The sequence below is a fragment of the Paenibacillus motobuensis genome (genome assembly GCF_039521865.1).
GTDB classification, from domain to species: Bacteria; Bacillota; Bacilli; order Paenibacillales; family Paenibacillaceae; genus Fontibacillus; species Fontibacillus motobuensis.
The window spans coordinates 149272-173679 of record NZ_BAAACX010000008.1 but is presented as its reverse complement, the minus strand read 5'-3'; the positions used below and the strand labels follow the sequence as shown (position 1 = coordinate 173679).

At 46.6% G+C, this 24408-nt stretch carries 22 protein-coding genes; 9 read left to right on the top strand and 13 right to left on the bottom strand.

The annotated features are described in order from the left end of the window. Positions 1–205: 205 nt before the first annotated feature. Positions 206–841 carry a DUF1919 domain-containing protein gene (locus ABD014_RS08955; RefSeq protein WP_343860074.1) on the bottom strand — a complete coding sequence of 212 codons (636 nt, stop codon included), beginning with the start codon at positions 839–841 and terminating at the stop codon, positions 206–208. Between the two features lie 955 nt (positions 842–1796). Continuing rightward, positions 1797–4088 carry an ATP-dependent DNA helicase gene (locus ABD014_RS08950; RefSeq protein ID WP_343860666.1) on the bottom strand — a complete coding sequence of 764 codons (2292 nt, stop codon included), beginning with the start codon at positions 4086–4088 and terminating at the stop codon, positions 1797–1799. Between the two features lie 250 nt (positions 4089–4338). Here ABD014_RS08950 and ABD014_RS08945 point away from each other — a divergent pair, with 250 nt between their 5' ends. Genes ABD014_RS08945 through ABD014_RS08930 form a run of 4 tightly spaced genes read left to right on the top strand, consistent with a single transcriptional unit; the run spans position 4339 to position 8970 of the window. After that, positions 4339–4920 (top strand): TetR/AcrR family transcriptional regulator, encoded by a 582-nt coding sequence (locus tag ABD014_RS08945; protein ID WP_343860072.1) that lies wholly within the window; start codon positions 4339–4341, stop codon positions 4918–4920. Positions 4921–4953: 33 nt separating this feature from the next. Beyond that, positions 4954–6270, top strand: a complete 1317-nt coding sequence (locus tag ABD014_RS08940) for a cytosine permease (RefSeq protein ID WP_343860070.1) — start codon at positions 4954–4956, stop codon at positions 6268–6270. 7 nt (positions 6271–6277) lie between these two features. After that, positions 6278–7390: an S-methyl thiohydantoin desulfurase family protein gene (locus tag ABD014_RS08935; RefSeq protein ID WP_343860068.1), complete on the top strand. Its 1113-nt coding sequence runs from the start codon at positions 6278–6280 to the stop codon at positions 7388–7390. Continuing rightward, complete coding sequence (locus ABD014_RS08930; protein ID WP_343860066.1) at positions 7390–8970, top strand: ROK family protein; 1581 nt, start codon at positions 7390–7392, stop codon at positions 8968–8970. Before ABD014_RS08935 ends, ABD014_RS08930 begins: the two co-directional genes overlap by 1 nt. A gap of 82 nt (positions 8971–9052) precedes the next feature. On the opposite strand, the gene ABD014_RS08925 is transcribed toward ABD014_RS08930, so the two are convergent. The 6 genes from ABD014_RS08925 to ABD014_RS08900 form a co-directional block, all read right to left on the bottom strand. Continuing rightward, a complete protein-coding gene (locus tag ABD014_RS08925) occupies positions 9053–9511 on the bottom strand; it encodes a hypothetical protein (RefSeq protein WP_343860064.1) in 459 nt (152 codons plus the stop codon). A 250-nt stretch (positions 9512–9761) separates the two neighbouring features. Further along, entirely contained in the window at positions 9762–11666 is a 1905-nt protein-coding gene (locus ABD014_RS08920) for an endonuclease MutS2 (RefSeq protein WP_343860062.1), read from the bottom strand. A gap of 577 nt (positions 11667–12243) precedes the next feature. Continuing rightward, complete coding sequence (locus ABD014_RS08915) at positions 12244–12507, bottom strand: helix-turn-helix domain-containing protein (RefSeq protein ID WP_343860060.1); 264 nt, start codon at positions 12505–12507, stop codon at positions 12244–12246. A 15-nt stretch (positions 12508–12522) separates the two neighbouring features. Continuing rightward, a complete protein-coding gene (locus ABD014_RS08910; protein ID WP_343860058.1) occupies positions 12523–13515 on the bottom strand; it encodes a hypothetical protein in 993 nt (330 codons plus the stop codon). Between the two features lie 235 nt (positions 13516–13750). Continuing rightward, complete coding sequence (locus ABD014_RS08905; RefSeq protein ID WP_068782494.1) at positions 13751–13972, bottom strand: helix-turn-helix domain-containing protein; 222 nt, start codon at positions 13970–13972, stop codon at positions 13751–13753. After that, on the bottom strand, positions 13924–14265 hold the full coding sequence (locus tag ABD014_RS08900; RefSeq protein WP_343860054.1) for a sigma-70 family RNA polymerase sigma factor: 342 nt from the start codon (positions 14263–14265) through the stop codon (positions 13924–13926). Before ABD014_RS08900 ends, ABD014_RS08905 begins: the two co-directional genes overlap by 49 nt. A gap of 228 nt (positions 14266–14493) precedes the next feature. Between ABD014_RS08900 and ABD014_RS08895 the strand changes: the two genes are divergently transcribed. Beyond that, on the top strand, positions 14494–14706 hold the full coding sequence (locus ABD014_RS08895) for a hypothetical protein (protein WP_343860052.1): 213 nt from the start codon (positions 14494–14496) through the stop codon (positions 14704–14706). Between the two features lie 345 nt (positions 14707–15051). Then, entirely contained in the window at positions 15052–15885 is an 834-nt protein-coding gene (locus ABD014_RS08890; RefSeq protein WP_343860050.1) for a methyl-accepting chemotaxis protein, read from the top strand. A 110-nt stretch (positions 15886–15995) separates the two neighbouring features. Here ABD014_RS08890 and ABD014_RS08885 read toward each other — a convergent pair whose 3' ends face one another. After that, positions 15996–16991 (bottom strand): Gfo/Idh/MocA family protein, encoded by a 996-nt coding sequence (locus ABD014_RS08885; protein WP_343860048.1) that lies wholly within the window; start codon positions 16989–16991, stop codon positions 15996–15998. A 106-nt stretch (positions 16992–17097) separates the two neighbouring features. Then, positions 17098–17724 carry an SGNH/GDSL hydrolase family protein gene (locus ABD014_RS08880; protein ID WP_343860046.1) on the bottom strand — a complete coding sequence of 209 codons (627 nt, stop codon included), beginning with the start codon at positions 17722–17724 and terminating at the stop codon, positions 17098–17100. Positions 17725–18099: 375 nt separating this feature from the next. Here ABD014_RS08880 and ABD014_RS08875 point away from each other — a divergent pair, with 375 nt between their 5' ends. Beyond that, positions 18100–18222 carry a hypothetical protein gene (locus tag ABD014_RS08875; protein ID WP_256872382.1) on the top strand — a complete coding sequence of 41 codons (123 nt, stop codon included), beginning with the start codon at positions 18100–18102 and terminating at the stop codon, positions 18220–18222. A gap of 204 nt (positions 18223–18426) precedes the next feature. On the opposite strand, the gene ABD014_RS08870 is transcribed toward ABD014_RS08875, so the two are convergent. From ABD014_RS08870 to ABD014_RS08860, 3 genes are all read right to left on the bottom strand, one after another. Next, positions 18427–19605, bottom strand: a complete 1179-nt coding sequence (locus ABD014_RS08870) for a YecA family protein (RefSeq protein ID WP_343860041.1) — start codon at positions 19603–19605, stop codon at positions 18427–18429. Between the two features lie 143 nt (positions 19606–19748). Continuing rightward, positions 19749–20690, bottom strand: coding sequence for a DUF6612 family protein (locus ABD014_RS08865; RefSeq protein ID WP_343860039.1), 942 nt, complete (start codon positions 20688–20690; stop codon positions 19749–19751). Between the two features lie 185 nt (positions 20691–20875). After that, complete coding sequence (locus ABD014_RS08860; RefSeq protein ID WP_343860037.1) at positions 20876–21751, bottom strand: DUF6612 family protein; 876 nt, start codon at positions 21749–21751, stop codon at positions 20876–20878. 249 nt (positions 21752–22000) lie between these two features. Here ABD014_RS08860 and ABD014_RS08855 point away from each other — a divergent pair, with 249 nt between their 5' ends. Both ABD014_RS08855 and glgP read left to right on the top strand, forming a co-directional pair. Next, positions 22001–22588: an SLOG family protein gene (locus ABD014_RS08855; protein WP_343860035.1), complete on the top strand. Its 588-nt coding sequence runs from the start codon at positions 22001–22003 to the stop codon at positions 22586–22588. Between the two features lie 48 nt (positions 22589–22636). Beyond that, entirely contained in the window at positions 22637–24253 is a 1617-nt protein-coding gene (gene glgP / locus ABD014_RS08850) for an alpha-glucan family phosphorylase (RefSeq protein ID WP_343860033.1), read from the top strand. Positions 24254–24408: the final 155 nt, after the last annotated feature.

Sequence of the window (24408 nt, the reverse complement as noted above, 5' to 3'; positions counted from 1 at the left end):
TAGTAGTATGACCAACTCGAAAAATGCCAGTTGCTGTCTATCTCTTATGTTTTGCAATCAATATTCCTGTAATCAATGACAATTGCAATGAAATAGTAATCGCCACTGCTAATATAACGTCAGCAGCAAAAAAAAATATAATAAAGCATAAAGAAATAGATATTATTATACTAGCTATGAAGTAGAGAAATAGATTTTTCATATACTACCTCCCCATCGGTATCTCCCCCGTATTCAAGAAATGAACATAATCAAATTCATCCAAATATCTTTTGGCACTGAACCAACTCTTATATGACAGCATTTTGCCGAAAAAATACCTCTCATCATAAAAAGTCATCGGAAAGAATGATCGAACGTTATTCACTTTGCCGTTGGTAAGAATAACTTTGTTGGAATACTCTAACTGATCGAACTGCTCCAATATTTCGCTGGGGCAATCTAATCCAGCGTCCATAATAATGTATGTATTGTCATAGTCTATGCGACGTGTACGTTCCTCCCACTTTACTTTAGCCGCTTGAAAGGATCGATAGTGCATGAAATGAATCCTGACTTCTCCAAATCTGTTATGTAAAACGCCAATCGGGTAGGATACCGCCGGATCCACCTCTTTAATTAATTCTGTGTTCGAATAGTCTGCTAAATGATGAATATATCTTATGAAGTCTTCTGGAGAAAAACACAAATTAATAGTCGGGGATTTATACCTGATGTTCAAATCGTAGTACATGATACCAGCAATACAGTTGTTGGATATGATCGTGGGATCTTTATTGATTAACCTCTCTTGTTTCTTCCTGCGCTCAATATTTCGACTCCAATGTAATCGTAACGCCATTATACCGTCTCCTTTACCTCCATCGACTGAGTATCTTTCAATACTACCGTATGTACCGTAATAAACGCCGAAAAGTGGTGCCGATTACTCCTTCTGCAGCATCCCTGTCAGTCAGTATATAATTACTTTTTCAAAAAGCCAGTCTATCAGCACTGATGCTTCTATAATACTCGCTCCTTGCCCATGTAAACTAAAAAACTGCAAATATGCAGGCTTTATCCCCCCAATCAGCTAGATTTACTAAATTCCTGCAAATATGCATCTTATTTGCATCGCTTCCCTTGAATTCAAGTCGATCCAGAGAAAAAACTGCAAGTTTGCAGGAATTTCACCTCCTTGGTCGTAATACTCGCGAAATAACTGCATGTTTGCAGGCTTTCACTATACGAGGCGAGCATAAAACACTTCAACGACAACGGCTATTAAGTAAACCTAACTTAGCTCGCATGTCGCGGCCGCTCATCTTTTAATGGCCCCGTTACAGGTCTTTCTGTCAAAAATGGGCTATACTCCTCAATATAAAGCAATATTAACCAATTCATATTTCTTTTCATATAGGATTCTCCTACGATTTATGACACTTTTCACTCACACTCCCACTACTCCGGCAACAGCCCCGCGTAATGCGGCTGCAGGTAGCGATCGTTGATCAATAGTATCCGAATCCTATATGAAAAAAACGAATTACTTTCCGAAATTGGGCGCCCTATCTCCCTTCTTTAATTCAAATGCCAACAGAAGCCCGACTATAGATAGCATGAGCAGTATCCATAACGTGTCGTGAAATCCACTTGTCGCCGCAGTCTCAAGTCACCGTTATGCATAAATTGTACGATTCACCGGGAATATCGCTGAAGGACCTGAGCCTGCAACTGAACATGGCTCACAGTACGGTATCTTGAAGTAGTTGGCGCTTATCGGCAAAAAAGAGCTGTAAAATATATTTTTTTACAGCTCACTTCCACTCATCGGGTAGCAATGCCACATAATGCGGCTGCAGGTAACGGTCGTCGATCAGCAGCAGTCTTCCTTGATCCGTCTCGGTGCGGATGAGGCGGCCTCCGGCCTGAAGCACCTTGTTCATCCCGGGATAGACATAGGCATAGTCGAGCCCGTTCTTGCCTCCGCTATTGAAGTAATCGCGGATAATGTTCCGTTCCAAACCGATCTGCGGCAAGCCTACTCCAATAATCGCTACGCCTGTCAGACGATCGCCGACCAGATCAATTCCCTCGGAGAAAATGCCGCCCATGACCGCAAAGCCAGCCAAAGTCCCCTCATTGTCAGCATCAAACGCCGCTAGAAAGCCCTCCCGTTCTTCTTCCGTCATATCCCCCTGTTGCAGCATTAAGCGCAATCCTGTCTCATCAGCAAAATTAGCGATAAACGCTTCATAGACCAGATTCATATAAGCATAGGAAGGGAAAAAGAACAGATAATTGCCCGAACGCCCGGCCATCATCCGTCTAAGCAGCTCTGCCACTTGCAGCTTCGTCCCCTCACGGTCATGATATCGTGTGGACAACGGCTCGATCTGTACTTCAAGCTGCTCACGATGGAAGGGTGAGGGTAACGATAATGTATAGTCCTGCTCCCTCGCCCCCAGCATATCCCGATAATAAGACATCGGTATTAACGTCGCCGAGAAGTATATATGCGAGCAGTAGCCCTTACCCATCTCCCGCAGTAGATGAGAAGGATCGAGACAGAACAGCTTTATAGACACTTCCCTTGAGGAGATCTCCGCATAGGTCACGAATCTATCGTCATACAGCTTGCTGATCCTGACGAAGCTCTGTGCTGTGAAATACGTCTGCAGCAGAAGTTGCCCCTGTTCCCCATCTTGATGTAAACTCAGCTCCTGCTCCGCTGCAAGGATGAAATGCTCAACCTGTTCAATCAACTGCGCCGGAACCTGCTGCGATACTTGCTCCTTCCTGCCCGAATCCAAGGCATCTTTACGCAATTGAATGAAGAAGCCATTCACGGCCTTGGCAGCCTGATGCACCTCCGCATTAAGGCTTTTATACTCCCGCTGTAAACTTAGGAAATCTCCTTTATTCAGAGACGCCGAATACATCTCGCGTGCCCGGTCCACCAAATTATGAGCCTCATCGATCAACAGCGCGGTGCGGCTCTTGGACTCCGCGAACATTCTTTTCAAAGATACTCTCGGATCGAAAATATAGTTATAATCGCAAATCACCACATCCGCCGCATAGGCAAGATCAAGCGAGAACTCAAAGGGACATACCCGATGCTTGCGCGCATAATCTTCAATCGTCTTACGTCCAATCAGCGTCTCATTCGCCAATATATCAAGAACAGCCCCGTTAATCCGATCATAATACCCGTCCGCGAAGGGGCAATCCTCCTTGCGACAGCTCACCCGGTCCTGAGGGCAGATCTTCTCCTTAGCGGTAATCGTAACTACATGCAGATGTAAACCTTTGGATTGCAGCAAAGAGAACGTATCCTCCGCAGCTGTACGGGTAATCGTCTTGGCCGTCAAATAGAAAATACGCTCCAGCCGCCCCTCTCCCATCGCCTTTACTGCTGGAAAAGTCGTCGAGATCGTCTTGCCGATCCCCGTCGGGGCCTTGGCAAATAAATGCACTCTCTCGCCGATCACTTTATAGACCGCGCCCGCCAATTTTCGCTGTCCGTCCCGGTATGACGCAAACGGGAAATCCAGCTCGCTAATGCTCTTGTCCCTTGCAATCTGATGATCTCGAAGCATTTGTGCATAAGGCGCGTACTGCTCAACAATCTCATTTACAAAAGCCTCTAGCTCGGTAAAATCCACCTCCTGCTGGAACCGTCGCTGTTCTCCTGTTATAACCTGTACATAAGTCAGTTGGACCTTCATTCGCTTGGCTCCGTGCTCTCTCGCATACATATAGGCGTAGCATTTAGCCTGTGCCCAATGAACCGGATAGCTCTCCTCCATCGCCGCCGGAATGTCGCTGGAGCTCGATTTGATCTCATCGATCATCACCGAGCCATCCTCCAGAACCAGAAGCCCATCACATCTTCCCTCTATGATAAACAGCAGATCTCCATAGGGAATCTCCGCTGCTAGATATACTTCCTTCTGATCTGCCTCGCCGTAGCTCCGCTGTACCTGCTGATGCGCCTTCGTCCCTTCGGTCAAGGCCGTTCCTGTTCTGAACCCGCTGTCAAGATCCCCGCTGCGGAACACATATTCAACTAGTGGCCTTACAGCGATCTTCACTTGATCCTTCATCATTGCTTCACCCGCCGACTTCTATTAAAGGTTGTTCAAAATGGCCGCTCGCTTTTGATCCCTCACTATTATGGAACATTTGTTCTATATTATAACATAAAATAGTAGATTCCCCTTGCCCCGCGATTTTTTCCTCACGCTCCTAACTATCCAGTTGGTGTATTTTCAAAAAAACTATTGTATTTTTATTCAGTTGGATGTATATTACTTTTTAATTAACGTTAATTAAGTACGGAGTGTGAGAATATTCATGACCAGAAATAAGTTGAGAGAAGCAGCGATGAAGCTTTTTGGGGAGAAAGGGTACGACGGTACAGCGCTCTCTGAAATTGCCAAGGAAGTAGGCGTGAAGACGCCAGCGATTTATGCGTTTTACGAGAACAAAGAGGATTTATTCATGACTGTCTTTCGTGAAGCGATGCAGCTGTACAATACGTTCATTCAGGAGCTGCTCAAGGACCAGAGATCATTTGGTGCGAAGGAGAGTCTCCACCGAGTTCTGACTAGACAGTATGAATTCTATCAGCAGAATCCGGAAGCAAGCTTAATCGTACTGCGATATGTAATTTTTCCGCCGACATTTCTGAAGGAGACGATCGAGGAAGCGTTTCTGCAATCGGACGAGCTGCTTACGAACATCATTGAACAGTTGATCACGCAAGGAATCGAAGAAGGCGCTATTCGCGAACAACCTGTGCAGTTGCTGGTTGATGCTTTCCTCAACTTGATGGATGGATTAAGTATGCAATATTTCTATTACACCTCCAGAGAAGTTTATGAGCGCAAGCTGAACCATGCATTTGAGATGTATTGGAACGGAGCCGGCTCATAGGGACTACTAGAAGAACATCAAGGGGATGGGACAATGTCAGAGTCAGAAGTAAGTCAAGTACAGAGTAATGATTCGAAGGCGCAAGATTTTGAAAGAGAGCCCGTTCCCGCGCATCTGCGGAAAAAATGGCTATCCATGTCGCTAGTCTGGATTGCGATTGGGATTGACCTGTCAGCCATGTTCCTGGGGGCGGAACTAGGCAATGGCATGAATCTCGCCGACTCGCTTACAGCCACGATGGTCGGTTCATTGATTCTGGGGCTCATCGGCGCACTTTGTGCGTATGTTGGAGCCAAGACGGGATTATCTACGGCAATGATCAGCCGCTTCTTATTCGGTAACATGGGAGCACGAATCGTATCGGTTGTTCTAGGTATTTTCTCGCTTGGGTGGTTCGGTGTGCAGGCCGGATTCTTCGCCTCGAATATGCAGACGGCTTTTCATAAATTATGGGGAATCGATTTGTCCTTAGGCGTACTCTCGTTCATCGGCGGCATGCTGATGATGTCGACGGCCATTTGGGGATATCGTTCGATTGAACGATTAAGTACTTGGTCAGTGCCGCTGCTGGTGATCTTTATTGCTATCGCCATTTTTACAGCTTTCTATCAAAAAGGAACTTCTGCTGTTTGGGAGCCGATCAGCAGTTCGCCAATTCCGATGGGGACAGCGATCTCCTTAGTTATCGGAATCTTTATTGTCGGCACGGTGCTCTCACCGGACATTGCCCGCTGGGCACGTACTCCGAAGCATGCGGTTACCGCTGCTTTTATCGGCTTTTTCGTTGGCAACAGCTTCATGACCGTCATCGCTATTTTCTTGTCCCGGTTAATGGATACAGATGATCTGACGAATATTTTCATTATGCTGGGATTGGGACTTCCCGCCATTATCGTCTTAACGCTAGCGCAGTGGACCACGAATACGAACAATCTATATTCGGCATCGCTCGGATTCTCCGTCGTGTTCAACCGGATTCCGAAGAAGCTGATTACGGTCATTGCCGGTCTTATTGCTACACTGCTCGCCGTGTTCGGTATCTATGATAAATTCTTGTCCTTCCTGAATGTAATTACAAGCTTTGTATCGCCAATCGGCGGGATCTACACGGCAGAGTATTTACTCGTGAATTCCAAGAAATTCACCTTTGAAGGGATCGACCGCAACAAGAACTGGGTTATTCGTTCCCTGGTGGTCTGGGTTGCAGCTACGTTCTTCGCTTATATGACAACAGCTGCTCCAGACGGATTTGGCTGGTTCGAGCTAACGAGGGTTCCGGCATTGGACGCATTTATTTTCGCCTTTATTGTGCAGTGGATCGTCGGCAAGATCATGACGAAGAAAGGATAACATCATCATGACAAACTTCAAGCTAACAGAGTTAAATGAACAAGCGATTCAATATATTGCCGTAGGTGCGGCAGTCCTTGGTACCGGCGGGGGCGGCGACCCCCATATCGGTAAATTGATGGCGCTGGAGGCCATTCGTAAATATGGTCCTGTGCGTGTAGTCAGCCCAGAGGATCTAGAGGACGACGCTCTCGTCGTCCCTCTGTCCATGATCGGGGCGCCAACCGTAATGAACGAGAAGATTCCTTCAACGGAGCAGATGACGAAGCCTCTGGATCTGATCGAAAAAGAACTCGGTCGCAAGGTAAACGCCATTATGCCGATTGAGGTCGGTGGTGGAAATTCACTAGTTCCTGTCATCGCAGCCGCGGAGCGCGGTATTCCGCTGCTGGATGCGGATGCCATGGGACGGGCTTTTCCTGAATCGCAAATGGTCACCTTCTATCTGGACGGCATGGATTGCAGTCCGATTACGATGGCTGATGAACGCGGCAACGCCGTGTTGATGCATGCAATCGACGGCGTCTGGGAGGAGCGGATGGCGCGCGCCATTACGATCCAGATGGGCGGATCCGCTTCGATCTGTGATTATCCAGCAACAGGAGCGCAAGTGAAACAGAGCGCCGTTCACCACACATTAACGCTTGCTTATGAGATCGGCAAGATACTGTACGAGTCCAAGGATATGCGGCAAAATCCGATCGACGCCCTGCTGAAGCACTTGCATGGTTATGCATTGTTTCATGGAAAAGCGGTGGACATTCGCCGTCGTACAGAAGGCGGATTTACACGAGGGGAAGCCGTATTTGAAGGAACGGATGCGCAGAAGGGTCGCACGATGCGATTGTTCTTCCAGAATGAGTTCCTCCTCGCCACAGAGGATGGACATTCTCTGGCCGTGACTCCGGATTTGATCTCGCTACTGGACCAGGATACAGGTATGCCGATTACGACAGAGAATTTGAAATACGGGGCCCGGGTGACCGCGGTTGGATTCCCTTGTGATCCGAAATGGCGTACCGCTAAAGGGCTTGAAACGGTTGGCCCGCAATATTTTGGCTATGATGTGCCTTATGTTCCGATTGAGAAGCTGACAACACAGAAAGGGGATGCACGGTAATGTCTCATACAAACCTGAATAACAACGAAGAAATTTACCGCATCGGGGTGGATGTCGGCGGAACAAATACGGATGCAGCCTTGCTCGATTCGAAGTTGAACACGATTCATACGGTAAAAGTCCACACGACACGTGATGTTAATGAAGGAATTATCGAGTCTATTCGCCGTCTGCTCTCTGAGAGCCATGTTAATCCGGCACAGGTCCGTTATGCAATGCTAGGGACTACACATTGTACGAATGCCATTGTGGAACGCAAGCATCTTGGCAAAGTCGGGTTGATCCGCCTCGGAGCACCGGCGACAACAGCGGTTCCACCGCTGGCCGATTGGGATGACACCTTACGAGCAGCGGTAGGACAGCATGCTTATATCGTCCATGGCGGCTATGAATATGACGGTCGAACGATTGTCGATTTGAATGAACAAGAGATCCTGGACTGCTTCAGGAAGATGAAAGGCGAGGTTGAGGCCATCGCCGTATGCGGCGTATTCTCGCCGGTGAACACCTCTCAGGAGAAACGGGTAGAACAACTGGCCAAGCAAGTATTAGGGCCGGACATGCCTGTAACCTTGTCTCACGAGATTGGAAGCATCGGTCTGCTTGAGCGGGAGAATGCTTCTTTGCTCAACGGCGCCTTACTGAACGTAATCGCTGGGGTGGTCAAGGGATTTGAGGATGCATTGCAAGGCTTTGGCATCGATGCTGGCGTATATATTTGTCAAAATGACGGGACGCTGATGCGCAGTGAATATGCGCTGCGCTACCCGATTCTGACGATCGCCTGTGGACCAACGAACTCAATTCGCGGCGCGGCGCATCTGTCTGGCTTGAACAACGCCCTAGTTGTAGATATTGGCGGCACCACGACGGATATCGGAGTCCTCTCTCAGGGCTTCCCGCGTCAGTCGTCGGCGGCTGTTGAGATCGGCGGAGTCCGCACGAATTTCCGTATGCCGGACATTCTATCGATCGGCATCGGCGGCGGCACGATTGTCCGCGCGGATACCGGGAAGGATCAAGTCACAGTTGGCCCGGACAGCGTCGGGTATGAGCTTCTGAAGCGCGGCCGTATTTTTGGCGGGAACACTCTTACAGCTACGGACGTAGCGGTCAAGCTGGGACGCTATCAGTGGGAAGGTGTCCAAGCGGATGAACTGGATGAAGCGATCTGTCGCAGAGCCGATGAGATTATTACGCAGCATATTGAGGATGCGATCGATCGGATGAAGACTAGCGCAGAAGCTGTCGATGTGGTTCTCGTTGGTGGCGGAAGCATTCTCGTTGCCGACAAGCTCGAGGGTGTGGCTAAGATCGTAAGACCGGAGCATTATGATGCCGCTAATGCGATCGGCGCCGCCTTGGGTGAAGTCAGCGGCGAGACCGAGCGGATCTATTCGCTGGACGAGATGACTTACGACCAAGCGATGGAGGATGCGCGCAGCCATGCTATAGACCAAGCGGTTCTTGCCGGCGCAAATCGCGATACGGTACAGATCGTATTGTCTGAGGATATTCCGATCGCGTATCTCCCAGGTAACGCCCTACTCGTAAAAGTAAAGGCAGCAGGACGTTTGTAATTGTAAAAAAACAGCGTCCCTACATTTATCTATGAAAATGTAGGGACGCCTTTACTATTATGTATTTACGATGATGTATAGATTATTCCACCGGTGCGGTAGGAGCTTCGTTGTTCTGCACAGCATTTGCCTCCACTTTGCGCTTGGACCATCTTGCCGGCAATTGCCATGCCGTCACAACAGCCAATACGACAAAGAGAATATCAATCGGTTGAGACACCTCAATAATATTATCCGTAAAGAACGTAATCGAATAACTGCTGAACATTCCGTCCATTCCGTCATTCATTATGTAGGATAGCGCAAAAAATTTCCCTAACACGATCCCGATCAGACTGGCAATAACCGCAATAATCTGCTGCACCGGAGTAATTCTTGGCGAGAAGAAACTAACAGCAAAAGCGGTTAGTAATCCAATCCCCCATGCAATAATTCCGAGCTCATACTCCGCTAATACGATGATAAGAGCCCATACGACTGCGCCAACAATCGCCGCAAGTAGCGCGGCAACTGCTGGCATTAACACCTTGCCTTTCTCCATTCATTATTTCCTCCCTCATTCTGATATGTGATAACCCTTGATTTACAAAAGAATCACAATAAAAGATTATATTCTACAAAACATCAATATTTTCCTTTCCCCGACAAATTTTATCTTTCTATCTATAATCTTTAGCACCGAAATCTCTACATTGTTAATAAACAACCCAGCCATCGATAGTTCTCCTATCTAGGCTGGGTTGTATGCTAAAATCTATTATCCGGAATCATCAATTCTGCTCTTCAGTGTCTTATCGGCGCTGATTCCGTATTTCCTTCTGTACCTTCCGGAGCGCCTTCTTCGAGCCGCGCTGCATATCATGCTGAAATTTTCGTTCCTGATAGTTCGTGAAGAGCATGTTCAGATCATATCCCTCTGGATACAGTTCACTTGCTTGCAGCTCCAGCGCTACACGTTTATAATGAACCTCCAGCATCGTGCCCTGAACAAATACGATCAGATTGTTAAAGGAATCAAGTCCACGATACACGATAGCACTCTCATTCCGATCCAGCAGCTTAACCTTATCACCCATGGTATAGGTAGGAATCTCCGCTTCCGCTGCGATATCCATATTCTTCGGCTTGCCAACCTTGCTGCTTTGAAGTCGGTCCAAGCGATATTCCTTTCGCTGCATATAGCTTTTTGCTCGCTCCAGCACATGCTCCTTCAGCTTCATTTTCCGTGAAATCCACAGCGCATTGCTATCACCCGATTGACCAATCATGAGCCTATATTGAGGCTCCAATGTCTCCTGATTAAACTCCATCGCGGCATTCATGAAATCACTGTGCATTTCCGAGTACTGCTTGATCTCGCCATAATGTGTGGTCGCTACCGTGATACAGCCCATATGATAGAACTCCTCGAGAATGGCAATCGCCAGTGCTGCGCCTTCGTTCGGCTCGGTGCCGCTGCCGATTTCATCGAATAGCAGTAAGGTATGACGATCTGCCGCGTACATAATCTCCGATATATTTTTCATATGGGATGAAAATGTGCTGAGCGCGTTCTCAAGGCTTTGATTGTCCCCAATATCTACAAAAACATTGCGAAACAGCGCGACCTCAGTACCCGGAGCAGCCGCAATATGGAAGCCTGACATCGTGGCCAGGGTAATGAGTCCAATCGTTTTCAGTACCACAGTCTTTCCGCCAGCATTCGGTCCCGTAATAACGAGACTTCGATAGGAATCGCCGATCTCAAAATCAAGCGGTACAACCTTGCCAGTAAGCAGAGGATGTCGGCACGACACCAGCTTCATATAGCCATGATCGTTGATGAGAGGCTCTATACCATCGATACTGCGACTGAATTTGCCCTTGGCAAAAATCATATCGTACTGACTGATTAACTCAATATTGATATTCATGCTCTGCGCATGTTCAAATATTAAATTAGATAAGTCTGCAAGGATCTGATATTCCTCCATTGCTTCTTCGGCTTTCAAACTGGCTAATTCCGCATTATATTTCGATACGGAGATCGGTTCAATAAATACCGTAGCCCCCTTCGAAGATACCTCCACAATCGCACCCGGTACATGATTTTTATAGGCTGCTTTGATGGGAATCGTAAATCGGTCATTCTTTTTGCTTACAAAAAACTCTTGAATATATTCTTTATTTGCACTGTTTTTCAAAAAACGTTGAAGCTGCTCTTCAATCTTCGCTTCCGCTATATCGATATGTTTGCGAATTCGCTTCAGCTCTTTACTTGCTGCGGAGTCTACCTGATTTCCCTTGATACTTGCATGAATCCGGTCCTCAATATGTGCGAACTCCGTCATGGAATAGACATATGCGCTAATTTTCGGGGCCAGAAGCTCCTTATCCCGCATAAAGCCCCTCATTTTGCGGCAGCCGCGCAAGAAATCTGCGATGGCTACGAGCTCAGAAGGGTCAAGAATCATGCCCTTATCAAGCTTATCCATAAAGTTCTGGATATTTGATATGCCCACTAACGGGACATGACTTTCAGTATCGAGAATCGCCCTAGCCTCTGTCGTCTCGTTCAAACGAGCTTTTACAACACTCAGGCTTGCGCTTGGTTGTAATTTATCAATTAATTGTTTTCCTAATCCGCTTACGCAAAAGCTTTTTACGATTTCTTTTAGTTCGCCGTACTGTAATTTGTCAAACGTACTAATATTCATTGGTTTATTCTCCTCACGTAAATTAATCATGACAAGAAGAAACCCTACCCCAATAGATTTCAACAAATATGTCTAAGAGGTTGTTCAAAAAAGTCATTCGTCCATAGCTTCATCCAACTGAAGCGTTTTGAAAAAACGTACATCGGAAGCATAACCTTCGGTGCTGAAAACCGACCTTTTTTGAACACGCACTATATAGACAGCAAAAAAAGCTGCAGGAATCCCACAGCTTTACATTCATGTTCTAGGCATATTTGATCTGGAAATCTCCAACATATGAATAGAGATCCACCCAAGCCTCATGACGTATCGTAGGGTTCTTCATAGGTAACACAAATAAACCTACAATATAGGGGAATTTCACACGTCCATTGTCCGTGCCTATATCGTACCGTTTATTTATTCAATTACGACTATTTAGAACCTAACACACTCATAAAGCACCTCATATTGTTCAACAGATATTTATCGAAATCTAATGATGAGAATATCATATAACAATCTGGAATCCGTGTAAAGCTGCAGCCGCTCGCTTAGACTGCGTCATGTTCTTATCAATCCCCAAGAGAGGGTATCCTCATTCCCCCATGCTAAACGCTTCTTTTATTTGAGGGATGGATAATCCGCTGGACTTCAGTTCTTTAATCCGCAGAATACGAGCGACCGTCTCCTCCCTTTTATACCTTCGAGTCAGATTTTCCTCTGCCTGCTCGAAAGGAAGCATCCCCTCTTCCGTGTAAAACTTCAACGTACTATAGCGCGAATCCGTAAGACGTACTAATTCGCCTATAGATACGTACTCAGAGGCTAGTATCGTCTCCATGGAACGTTGTCTGGACATGATTATTTAACTCCTTTAAAATAACGGTTTCGGAATTAGACGCACCCCATGGATCGGCACTCTTCCGTAGATGGCATGCGGGATCGCTTCGTAGACAATATTATCCACCTTAATCGTCGGAATCTGCCCCTTATGCAGCACCGTAACCGTATGGCCCTTGGACTCTAGCCGCACCCTCACATCATGCAACCTTTTCACTGCATTAGGCAGCATTTGCTCAGTGTCAATGAATATAGCCTGTGAACGCTCCAGCATTGGAAAAAGGAAATTCATACCGCTGCCCACCTGTGTTCTGACTACCCCTGTCTTCATGCGTAGAAGCTTCTTGAGGATTAATTCGATCCCACTATGGATTCGGATAGGGAATAATACTTTGGCCAATGGTTCATTTTGATATAACTTATACATTCCGGCACTTATGCTGGCCAATTCGCTCCGCGAGAAGAAATCATGCATACATCCACTTTCACGAAGAAGCCATACTAAACAAACGGTCTCATCAGTAACTAGGCCATCTTCCAACAATTCTGCCCGTGTACTCTCTGTAATTGTTGAGAATGCTTGAATATCGCTGCGGTATTCTTTAATATCAACGCCTGCGGAATGAAAATAGAGATCACACCCCAAAATATGGGGGATTTCCTCAAGCAGGTTCATTTCCTTTAGAGAATCCGTTATTACGCGTTCTAACTTTCTCAATCTTCTTTCCGGGAGCCTGGAAGCCTTCTTCAACCACCAACTCAGTTCACCCGTTGTCTCAGCATTTTTGCGCACGATGGATGTTAAAATGACTTCCCGATAGGGCATCGCCTGAGATTGCTCTATCACATCTTTGTTCAGAACTAATTGCTTCCCAGTCTGTGTGAATCCGCCGTCTAAGTAGATCTCTAGAATAACCGCAGCTGCCATGCAACGAAGAGCCGCCTTCTTCGCAGTAGTCATCTCAAGACTTCTCTGTGCGTTTAACGCTATCATTGAAAAACTTTGTCCCAATTTTAGATTTGTCATTTAAAATCCTCCTCTGATCATCATTTTCTTAAAGTACTCTGATGTCTGCTTAGTGCGAGGAATCAGTTGAGTCCCACTTATTACTTACTACTTATCACTTACTACTTACTATTTAATATATGTAATTTTCTTACTTTGTCAAGGGATCCACGACAAATAACTTTATGAATGGGGCATTCCCCTACGTTAGCAATCATTCAAAAAAAGCTCCCCTGGTGTCAGGGGAGCCATGATCTCATTCCTTATTCTCTTCTTTGATCATTTCTAGAAACTCTAAAATAATATCAGAAACGGCGTCTTCCTCCGAAGTGTAAATGTACTTGCTTACTCGCAGAATATCCCCTTTGAACAAATCGATCAATTTCAAAATGGCTTCTTCATCATTCTGCTTCGCTAGCTGCAGCAAACTCAGGAACTCATCATCCGGGACATCTCTTGGAGCATTTTGCGCTTCCATTTGCTCACCCCTTGCTGAGTCATGTTTAACTCACGGGCTACTTCTCCTTCCGTCTTGTCCTGCATAAAGAGCTTGAAAATAATCGCCCTTCCAGTACTGGAGGGAAGATCGTTGATCAACTGCTGCACTACAATTTTATCATCAGAAGATGTAGCAAAATTGGTTATGGCTGGCTCGTATACGCCTAATGAACATTCCCGTCTTTTCACAACTTTTGCCCGATATTGCACCCTCCAAGCGATTCTGTACACTTCTTTGCGATATTGCTCATAAGCGGTTTTTTGTTCTTTCAAAACTACCTCCCCCTTCCACTTTCATCTTCTACCTATAGGGCATTTTTGAGGGTAGTCTTACAACCATTAATATGTCGGATGCTTATCATTATAACATTTTTTCTAATTTATGGTTGTGTTTTGGGGCTATTATTTTCTCTATATAGTGAGAGCGATAATTTCAAAGATCAGAAGATGGTTTTTGAATAGCTCTATGAAAGGGAACTTCCATGAGAGGAGGGCGTGAACATGCAAGTTGCTGATATCGTATCCCTGGTCGCTAATGTTGGATTCCCCGTCACTCTGTGCTTCATCCTAATTAAATATGTGCTGCAAAATGTGAACGACAAACTCAACAGCATGGATAGTGTACTGCAAGTTCTCTCCCAGGAGATCAAAAGCCTGGATGAGAAGGTTCATGAAGCGAGAGCCATGGAACAAGCCGACTCCAAAAAAGAATGAACGCTGATCTCCATCTGCACATAAATCCCGCAACGTTCCGCTTATCGCTTAGAAGCCATAATAAGGTGTCGAAGAGGAAGTAATCCGCAGCAGCCACTTACTCACTGTCCATGGGTTACTTCCTCATCCTGCTGCATTCAGTTCTATAACGAATGTTCATCATATCGTATATATTTAGCGTATGACCCGATCAATAATTTTAGAAGTACCGCATATACTGGTTATTTATTCGTCTTTGACGTTTTATGCATTAATTTTGTTGCAAATAGGCCTACACTATCATTGTCAAATAATGTCGAGAAAAGATATAATTACTTAAAAATTATGAGATGGGCGGGTCGGTATATGAATCAATTGGACATCCTTATCGCTGCGGTACCTTATATCAAGAAGCTGGTCAAAGAAGATATTATGATCGGTATAACAGACTTGGAGAAATTTCTATTCTATATGCCTTCGCAAAAAATAGATTTTGGCATTACTTCAGGTACTCCTATCCCCAAAGAAGATGAGAACCTGCGCAAAGCACTGAATGGGGAGAACTCCATTACCCATATTGCGGAGCATATTTACGGATTCCCCATTATAGCTACAGCCTCTCCGGTCTACGATGAACAAGGAGTCATAATCGGCGCCATCGCGACAGCAGAGTCTTATGAGAATAGACAAAGGCTAGAGGAAGGCATGCAGGTCATGAACGGGATCACCGGGCAGTTGGTTGATATGGTACAGACCGTCGCGGCACATGCCGAAGAGCTCACGGCTACGAGCGAGCATATTATGACGAACACTAGGCACGCTGTGGAGAATTCGTCAGAGATTAACGAGACCGTCGGTTTCATTCAAGAGATCTCCAATCAGACGAACCTGCTCGGATTGAATGCCGCTATTGAAGCGGCGCGAGTGGGTGAAGCGGGAGCTGGATTTGGCGTAGTTGCCAAAGAGGTGAGGAAGCTGTCTGTCAGCACCAAGGACGCTAGCGCAAATATCGCTGCAACACTACGAAGTGTCCAGGAGTCCATCCTGCAATTGGAGAGAGAATTCGAGCAGATCGCCCACTCGTCTCAGGAACAGGCCGAGCTCGTGACTGACTTCATGAATGTCATCGAACAGTTGAATGAGTCCAATAACAATATGAAGAGCTTCATCGAAGGTTTGCTCCGCTTCTCCCATGAGTAGAACAGCTATAACCCAGTATCTATCCATGTAAAAAAAGAAGCCGCTGGTTCACTCTCATCTTAACGGATGATCTGAACCAACGGCTTTTTTATATAAAATGATCCTATCGCTTACTCAAACGGATACTTCAGCTTCCAATCATCCCTTAACTGATCGAGTATGCCCATTATAGTCAGAGACTCTTCTAACGAAATACGCGAGCTCTCCTTATCCCCTCGAAGCAGACATTCGCCCACCTCTTGGGCTTCAAAGGCATAGCCGATCGAAGTCCGATCATCCGTAAACACTTCCTCCTCCGCACCTTCTACCCGCAGCGAAGCTGTTCTTGCATTCAGGAAGGATGGAACATGAATCATGCCTTTTGTTCCATAAATATGCGCATCATTGTTCATATTGAGCCGGATTGCCCCGTGCAAAGACGCGCTTCGGCCAACACCGTAATCCAGCAGAACAGAGAATTGCTCATCCACGCCCGTCTTCCCCATCTGCACTGCACTATGTATGCGTACAGGATGAGTTCCGAAAATCATTGAAGCGAAGGAGACCGGGTAAATCCCAGCATCCAGCAGGGCTCCCCCACCAAGCTGCGGATTAAATAGCCTGCCTTCCGGGTTCCAGTCTGCGCAGAATCCAAACTCCGCCTTCAACAGCTTGATCTCACCAATCCGTCCATCCTTGATCCATTCTCTTGTCTTCACAATCGCTGGCAGGAAGCGGGTCCACATCGCCTCCATAAGGAACAAGCCCTTCTTAGCAGCCAGCTTGATTATCTCTTCCAACTCAGAGCTGTTCACCGTGAAAGGCTTCTCGCATAACACAGCTTTACCCGCTCGTAGGGCTGCTATCACATTGTCATGATGCTGCGGATGCGGCGTTGCTACATAGACCACATCAATCTCAGGGTCCTGCAATAACTGTTCATAGTCGCCATAAGCACGAGGAAGCCCATGTCTCTTGGCGAAGTCATCCGCCTTCTCTTGTGTTCGAGAGCCTACGGCAAATCCTTCTCCGTTAGTCACATGAATCAAATCCTGCGTGAACTGCTCAGCAATCCAGCCTGTACCCAAAATTCCCCACTTCAATTTCTTCCCTGCGAACTCTCCCATAACCTTTTACCCTTCTTCCATAGAATAATTTCCTGTTAGAGGTGTTTCAAAAGTCTGTTCGTCATCGAATCCTGAATTCTGTTGGGCTTGTATAATCTTAGCGGTCTCACAGAGCCTTAACCGCATGAAGCCACGCCTCAGCCATCAAGGCATGACCTGCTGCAGACGGATGCACGCCATCCGGTGCCCAATAAGCAGCGTCTGCCTGAGATACAGCGCCTGCAAACAATCCATCAAGCGGAACAAGCAGTGCATCAAATTCCTTCGCCAATTTGCGCACTACCTGGATCTTGGGGTCCAGATCAGAGCGCCAGGCCAAACGGTCTTCCGGTGTTGGCAATACGAATGGTTCCATGAGGATCAGCTTCGCTCCCAGCCGCTCCTTCGTACGCTCCAGAATTTCACGGTAACCTGCTTCATAGTTCTCAACCAAGGTCTCATCGTTATTGTCAAATCGCCGCCAAGTATCATTGATGCCGATCAGGATAGATACCCAGGTCGGTTTTAGAGCGAGACAATCCTCTTCCCAGCGATTCTGCAGATTCACTACCCGGTTGCCGCTAATCCCCCGATTGTAGAAAGTTAGCTTCTTCTCCGGATATAGATAGCCCAGACGGGAAGCGACCAAATTGGCGTAACCGTTTCCAAGTGATGCCGGGTCAGAGTAATCTCTACCGCAATCCGTAACGCTGTCACCCTGAAAGAGTACGATTTCATTGTTATTCAGCAGCATTTTCTCGTCTCCTTTTAATCTTCAATTACAAACATTCAACCAAATTTAGAATAAAAGAGGTTGTTCAAAAAGTCCACTTTTGATCACGGAGCCAGACAGGAAGTGATTCGGCGTCGAATCTTGAATTCAGCCGGGTCTTCCGGTGCTCACGTACTCATTACGTACGCTCCGCTCCTCAGACCCTAGCTTCATCCAACCTTCTCGGTGCTGAAAATCGGCTCTTTTGAACTCGATAAAAGTATATGTATTTAGGCACAAGAGAAAAATATTTTAAAAAAGTTCAAAAAAATGTTTGAAATTAGACACAAAATGTTCAATAATTAGATTAGACACAGATTGTTCACAATTACATCAACAGCGACAAAGGGGCTGATTATGATGATGTGGGAACCAGGAAGCAGCAAAGCAAAGAGCAATGTCTTCGGACTAATTATTGGTCTAGGCATTTTCTACGCTGCATTTTATATCGCGTTTACCCTTATGGCAGTTCATCACTAATGTAAACGGGATATGTAACCGTTGTCAAAATATGTTATAAGGATGTTCAAAAAGTCCGCCTTTGATCACGAAGTGAATCAAGAAGTGGAATCGGCATCGAATCTTGAATTCAGCCGGGTCTTCCGGTGCTCACGTACCCAAAACAGCACAGTTCATAATTTAGAATAAACCTGAGGCAACATGCCTCAGGTTTATCATTCTTTTTTATTTACCGCAGCATTTCTTGTATTTCAGACCACTTCCGCACGGACAAGGATCATTACGGCCAATCTTCTTGGAAATGACCTGATTCTTGACCTGTGCCCGGAATGGAGGCACCGCTGCTCTGTAGCCTGACTCCAGATCCTTCGATATCGCGCGTCTCTCTACCGGTGTATAACCGCCATTCGAAGCCAGACGTGTATGGTTGTATGCTTCGGTCACGAGATAGACGACCATTTGCACCTGCTCCATACTATCGAATTCAATATCTCTTCGTTCAAATTCATGCATGATCTCCTGAATTGGCGCTTCCATAGAGCAAGCCAATTGAATGTCGTCGATCAAATCATCCACAAATTCAGGATCAGGACGCAATTCCTTAATAATATAGCTTCTTAATGCCGTAAGCTGAGGAGTCATCTCATAATAGAGACCATTCGAATATTTCAACAATTCGTCCTTCTCAGGCACATGGTAGCTCTTGCCCTTCATCTTCTCCAGCAGTTGCTTAAATTCAGAAGCATCATCGGAGTAGACCAGATCCTCAACAATCAAGTACCCCTTGTACAAACGGAATAGCTGGTCTCTGCCGCTGAACTCTTCGTACAAAGCTTTGAGTTCCTCAGCAGTGAGCTTGTCATCATTCTGCTCATTGAAGATCTCTACGAGCTTGTCTGGCTTGATCGCACCATATAAATTCGTAGCTGCCGAGATATAGCGAAATACGAGCTGATATCTGTTCAGAACCTTACCGAACGAGCTTGCTTCCAGCTCTGCATATGCAGCCTTGACTTCATCTGGTATAAGCAAATACAGCTTGTTGTCCGTGAAGTAGCTAAAGACCAACCCACGCTCCAGCCAATACGCATAATATCCGTAAGGGACATAATTGTCCTGTAATACGGAATCTTCCGCGATCGCTTTGAGCACTTTCCATTCCTCAGCTCTGGCCAGTAGCAGCGTTGTCTTCAGAACCTCCCGATCTGTAATGCATTCCAGCAATTTGTCGGCAAGCTCGCCCTTTTTCAATTTAGAACGCCCAGGGACTTTGTACACCGACGCTAATGCAGCAAGCCTTGTCTTGGTAAGACTATGGAGAATTTCCTTCAGGCTAGTCATTACTTCGCCAATGATAGCATGCTGTATGTTCGTTGCTTCAAATTGGGCTTTGTTGTCTAACATGTATACACCTCATCCAATCCAATCCTTATGCGCAGCCCAAACATCCCAACAGAAATTAGTCAGGCTGCACTCTATTTATCTATTATACACGATAGGCGCAAGTCCGGGCTGTAAATCACTGATAATTCCAATTATTTACTCTTCTATTCTTGATAAGCCGTATCAATAGCTTCCTGTGGTACGTGAATAGGTTTAATCTCCCCAAATTGAGAGAAGGTCGAATTCAGCATCAAACGCATGGAGAAGCCCTGCCCATCAACGTCCATTCCCACGGAGAGGACCATGGACAATTTTGTAGGTAAATATGTATTTTTATCGACGACATACGACAATTTGACGTTCTGGATCTCCATCTTATTGAGCATATCGGATATATCACGATTTCCGTTGGCCATTTGCTGAATCAAGGCGCTGCGGAAATTATCGAGTATCTCGCCACTAAAATCTGCGTGAAGTTCATAAGCTTTATCCTGTACTGAAACCTTCATATCCTTGTCGAACAGTCTATACTGCTCCAATTGCTTATCTACCAACGCTTCCTTCATCGCCGATATGAGTTCCGAGCTCGTATCCTCTGAATGCTTGATCCACATTCCATCAACATGGGAATATACTCCCTCATCCGTCACATACTGCTTCAAATCCTGGGTACCGCCATCCATAGAGATTCTCATCGACTGGAATAACTGCAGCGGCTCACGAATCAAATCCATCGTGGTCCTGACCTCATAAGCCTGCTCCTCACTCTGTCCATCAAACGTCCCTGTCATATTCATGCGAAGGATCGATGTAGAGGAATAGCTGGATAAGGCCCCTGTCGCCTCACTTGCCCGCTGAAAAATTTCATCCACTCTAGGAATGTCACTGACAGCTGCCGTAGTCTCCTTCTCTTCTTCCCGATCATCGGAAGCATTTCGCTCTTCGTTCTCAGGTCCGTTCTCCTCGTTCTGCTCGTTCTCGGAAGTCTGATGGTTAACCGCGTGATTCACGTCCCCGGCCTGTTCCTTGTCTCCCCCCAGCCATCCGCAGCCTGACAGGCTTATAGCGAGTATGACTGTTCCAAGTATCCGCAACCCTCTATTCATCTAAATCCTCCTAACGATAAGCTTACTTCCTAATAATTAATCATATTTCCAAAACTAGAGATAGGGACTTTATACCTAAGTATGTAGACAAAGTGCGCTTTTTGTAACGTTTTGGCAAATAATAAGACGCATCATTCACGGCAAGCTGCTGCCAAATGAATGATGCGTCTTCAGGCTATTGAATCTTATTGAACAATTGCGTTATCCAACGCTTCTTGTGGAACCTCAATCGCTTCGATCTCATTAAACTTGGAGAAGCTGGAATCCATTTTCATATCCATCGATACCTGCTGTCCTTCCGCTTCCATATCCATCTTCATTTCAACAGACATCTTGGAAGGCAGATACGTCTCCTTATTGATGGAATATACGATATTAATATTATCGATATTCATTTGATCAATCGCAGCCATAGCATCTGCTTGGTTCTCGCCACCGCTTTGGCTCATTAGCGATTTAGCCAGCTCCTTCATATTGTCGCCGGACAGATTGGCCTTCAATACGAAGTCGCTGCCTTCTTCAGTTACTTGCATTTCGCTGGCGATCGATTTGAATTGCTCGATCTGTTGGCTAGGATCAGCCGATTGCTTCGCAGCATCCTTAAGAGTGGCCATCATGGTCTCATCCGTCAGTTTCACCCAGGCTCCGCCTGTTTGCATGTAAATGCCATCCGCAGTAATATACTGCGTAACATCCTGATTTCCTAGCTCTCCCATCGACATATGCAATTCCTGCATCATTGCGAGCGGATCCTGGATAATATCAGACTTGATTTCCATCTCGATGTTTTGCTCCTGAGTCTCCTCGCCCACCTTAATAACTACCTTTTGCTTGGAGCTTGCAGTCATCGAGAGGCTCTTAAGATCCTTGGTTGCATCTGTCAGCTTCGTTAAAAGCTCATCCGCCGCTGGTACAGCCACATCTTCACTTGTCTCCACAACTGCCGGTGCATTTGATCCCGCACCAGAACTCGAATTGTTGTCCACTTTCTTATCCTGGCCACATCCTGTTAATCCGAAGGCCAGAACCGCCCCTAATAATAATACAACCATCTTCTTCATACAGTTTCTCCCCCTATTTCTAAAAAAGGTAATCCCAAAAGTCCGCTGAAAACCGGCCTTTTTGGACTCGATTAGAACATAAACCCTATATTAACCAAAACAGCATGGAAAAGAAAAGGTACCTTTTTCCTAAATATAGCCAGATTTTCTCATGAAGCGCATAGGTCCTCGACCTTCATGAATCGCCTTCCTGGGCCAAGACATATATAATAGACACGAATCTGTATAGCTCGGAAAGGAAGTAATATCTTGAAAAATCTTCTAGTCACAGGTTACCGCGCACATGAACTCGGAATATATAACAATAAACATGAAGGAATTCCGTACATCCGCAAGGCGATTATCTCGCGCTTAATACCGCTGCTGGAGGAAGGACTGGAATGGGTCATTACGCCAGGACAATACGGCGTAGACCTATGGGCCTGCGAAGCGGCGATCGAGCTCAGAAGACAATATCCGGCGCTCAAGTGCTCAATACTTACTGCCTTCGGCAATCCTGAAGAGCAATGGAAAGAGGATAAGAAGGCTTATTACCAAGATTTGATCTCCAAGGTTGATTTCTATGCCCCTGTCAGCAAAGAGCCCTATAAAGGTCCATGGCAATTCGCAGCCAGGGATGAGCTGCTGTTCCGCAAGACCGATGGTATTCTACTGGTCTATGACGAAGAGATGGGTGAAGCTAGTCCAAAATACATTAAGCAGCGGGCCCTGAAGAAGCAAGCTATGGAGGATTACACTGTGATTACGATCGGCGCGGAGGAAATTCAGGCCATTGCCGATGAAGATCGTCAAAATTTGGAGGAAGAAAGTACAGCACAGGATGATATCCTCTGGTAACGCCCGGATGTCGGCCTCATATCATGGGATATAAGGAGGCGATTGGCAATGACTCAACAGCACCTGCCGACTGTAGCTTATTTCAGTATGGAGTTCGGACTTGAATCCAGTTTCAAAATATATGCGGGAGGTCTCGGTATTCTCGCCGGCGATTATATCAAGGGCGCCAGAGATGTGGGGGCCCCGATCATAGGCATCGGTATCAAATGGAAGCAGGGATATACCGATCAGCATATCGATCCCGATGGCAAGCCCTACGATACTTATCATAACTACATGTATGAGTTCCTTGAGGATACAGGGGTACAAGTCAGCGTAACAATTCGCAACATTGACGTTCACTGCAAAGTGTGGAGAACCGAGAAATTCGGCAATAACCCGCTATATTTGCTTGATACCGATATTCCGCAGAACAGCGATAGCTGGATTACCGGACAATTATACGGATGGTTCGGTGAGGAGCGAATCGCCCAGGAGATTGTGCTTGGCATCGGGGGCGTCAGAGCACTTCGGGCGCTTCAGATTCCGGTCGATGTATATCATTTCAATGAAGGACATGCGGCGTTAGCGGCAACCGAGTTGATCCGTGAGAAAATGAGTGCAGGCCGTTCCTTCGAGGAAGCCTGGCAGGCCACTCGGGACGAGGTCGTATTCACCACTCATACACCGATCCGAGAAGGCAATGAATCCCATCCGTTGGAGCGGCTTGAATATATGTCTGCCTTCAACAATCTGACCCGCGAGCAAATGGAACGCATCGGCGGCAATCCCTTCAACATGACGGTCGCCGGGCTACGGCTGTCGCGCATTTCCAACGGCGTCGCCAAGCTGCACGGCATCACGGCTAATAAAATGTGGCAGGATGTGTCCGGCCGCTCAGCTATCATCAGCATCACGAACGCCATTCATACGCCAACCTGGGTTGATCCGAGAATAACCGAAGCTTACGAAAGCAATGGGGATCTGTGGGCCGCGCATATGGAGATCAAGCGTGAACTGATCCGCTTCATCGAAGAGCGTTCCGGCATAAGCCTGAATGCCGATCACTTATTAATCGGCTTCTCGCGCCGAGCAGCCCCATACAAACGGAGCGACCTCATCTTCTCCAAGCCAGAGCTGATCGCGCCTTATCTCGAATCCGGCAAGATCCAGATCGTCTTCTCCGGCAAAGCCCATCCGCTCGATGATACTGGCAAGAGGATCGTCAGCAACCTCGTCGCCATGATGAAGAAATACCCGGGAAGCGTCGTCTTCCTGGAAAATTACGATATGACGATCGGGGCAGGGCTGACCCGCGGCTCGGACATCTGGCTCAACAATCCGCGAAGGCCGCTGGAAGCGAGCGGTACATCGGGGATGAAGGCAGCGATGAACGGCGTACTCAACTGCTCCATCCTTGACGGCTGGTGGCCTGAGGCCTGCCTCGACGGTGAGAACGGCTGGCAGTTCGGCGACGGCCTGGAGACAGACAATACCGAAGCGCTGGATCGTCATGACAGTGAAGCGTTATACGAGACGCTGCTGCAGCGAGTGCTACCTACCTATTATGAGAACAGACCGAAGTGGGTCGAGATGATGCGCAGAAGCATCGAGACGACACGCGAGCCGTTCGCTACCAAGCGCATGATTGAAGAATATTACAATAAAATGTATATCAAAGCGTAGGAGGCTAAGCTCCCGTAAGTTCTTACGAAGCGATATCAGCACTCGTACTAAAAGCGCTATGCCAAACCGCTTATGATACTGAAGATCGCTATTGGGTTAGATAAGGGGCGTTAAGCTCCTGACTTTAGCCTAAAATAGCGATCTTTTTTATTAGA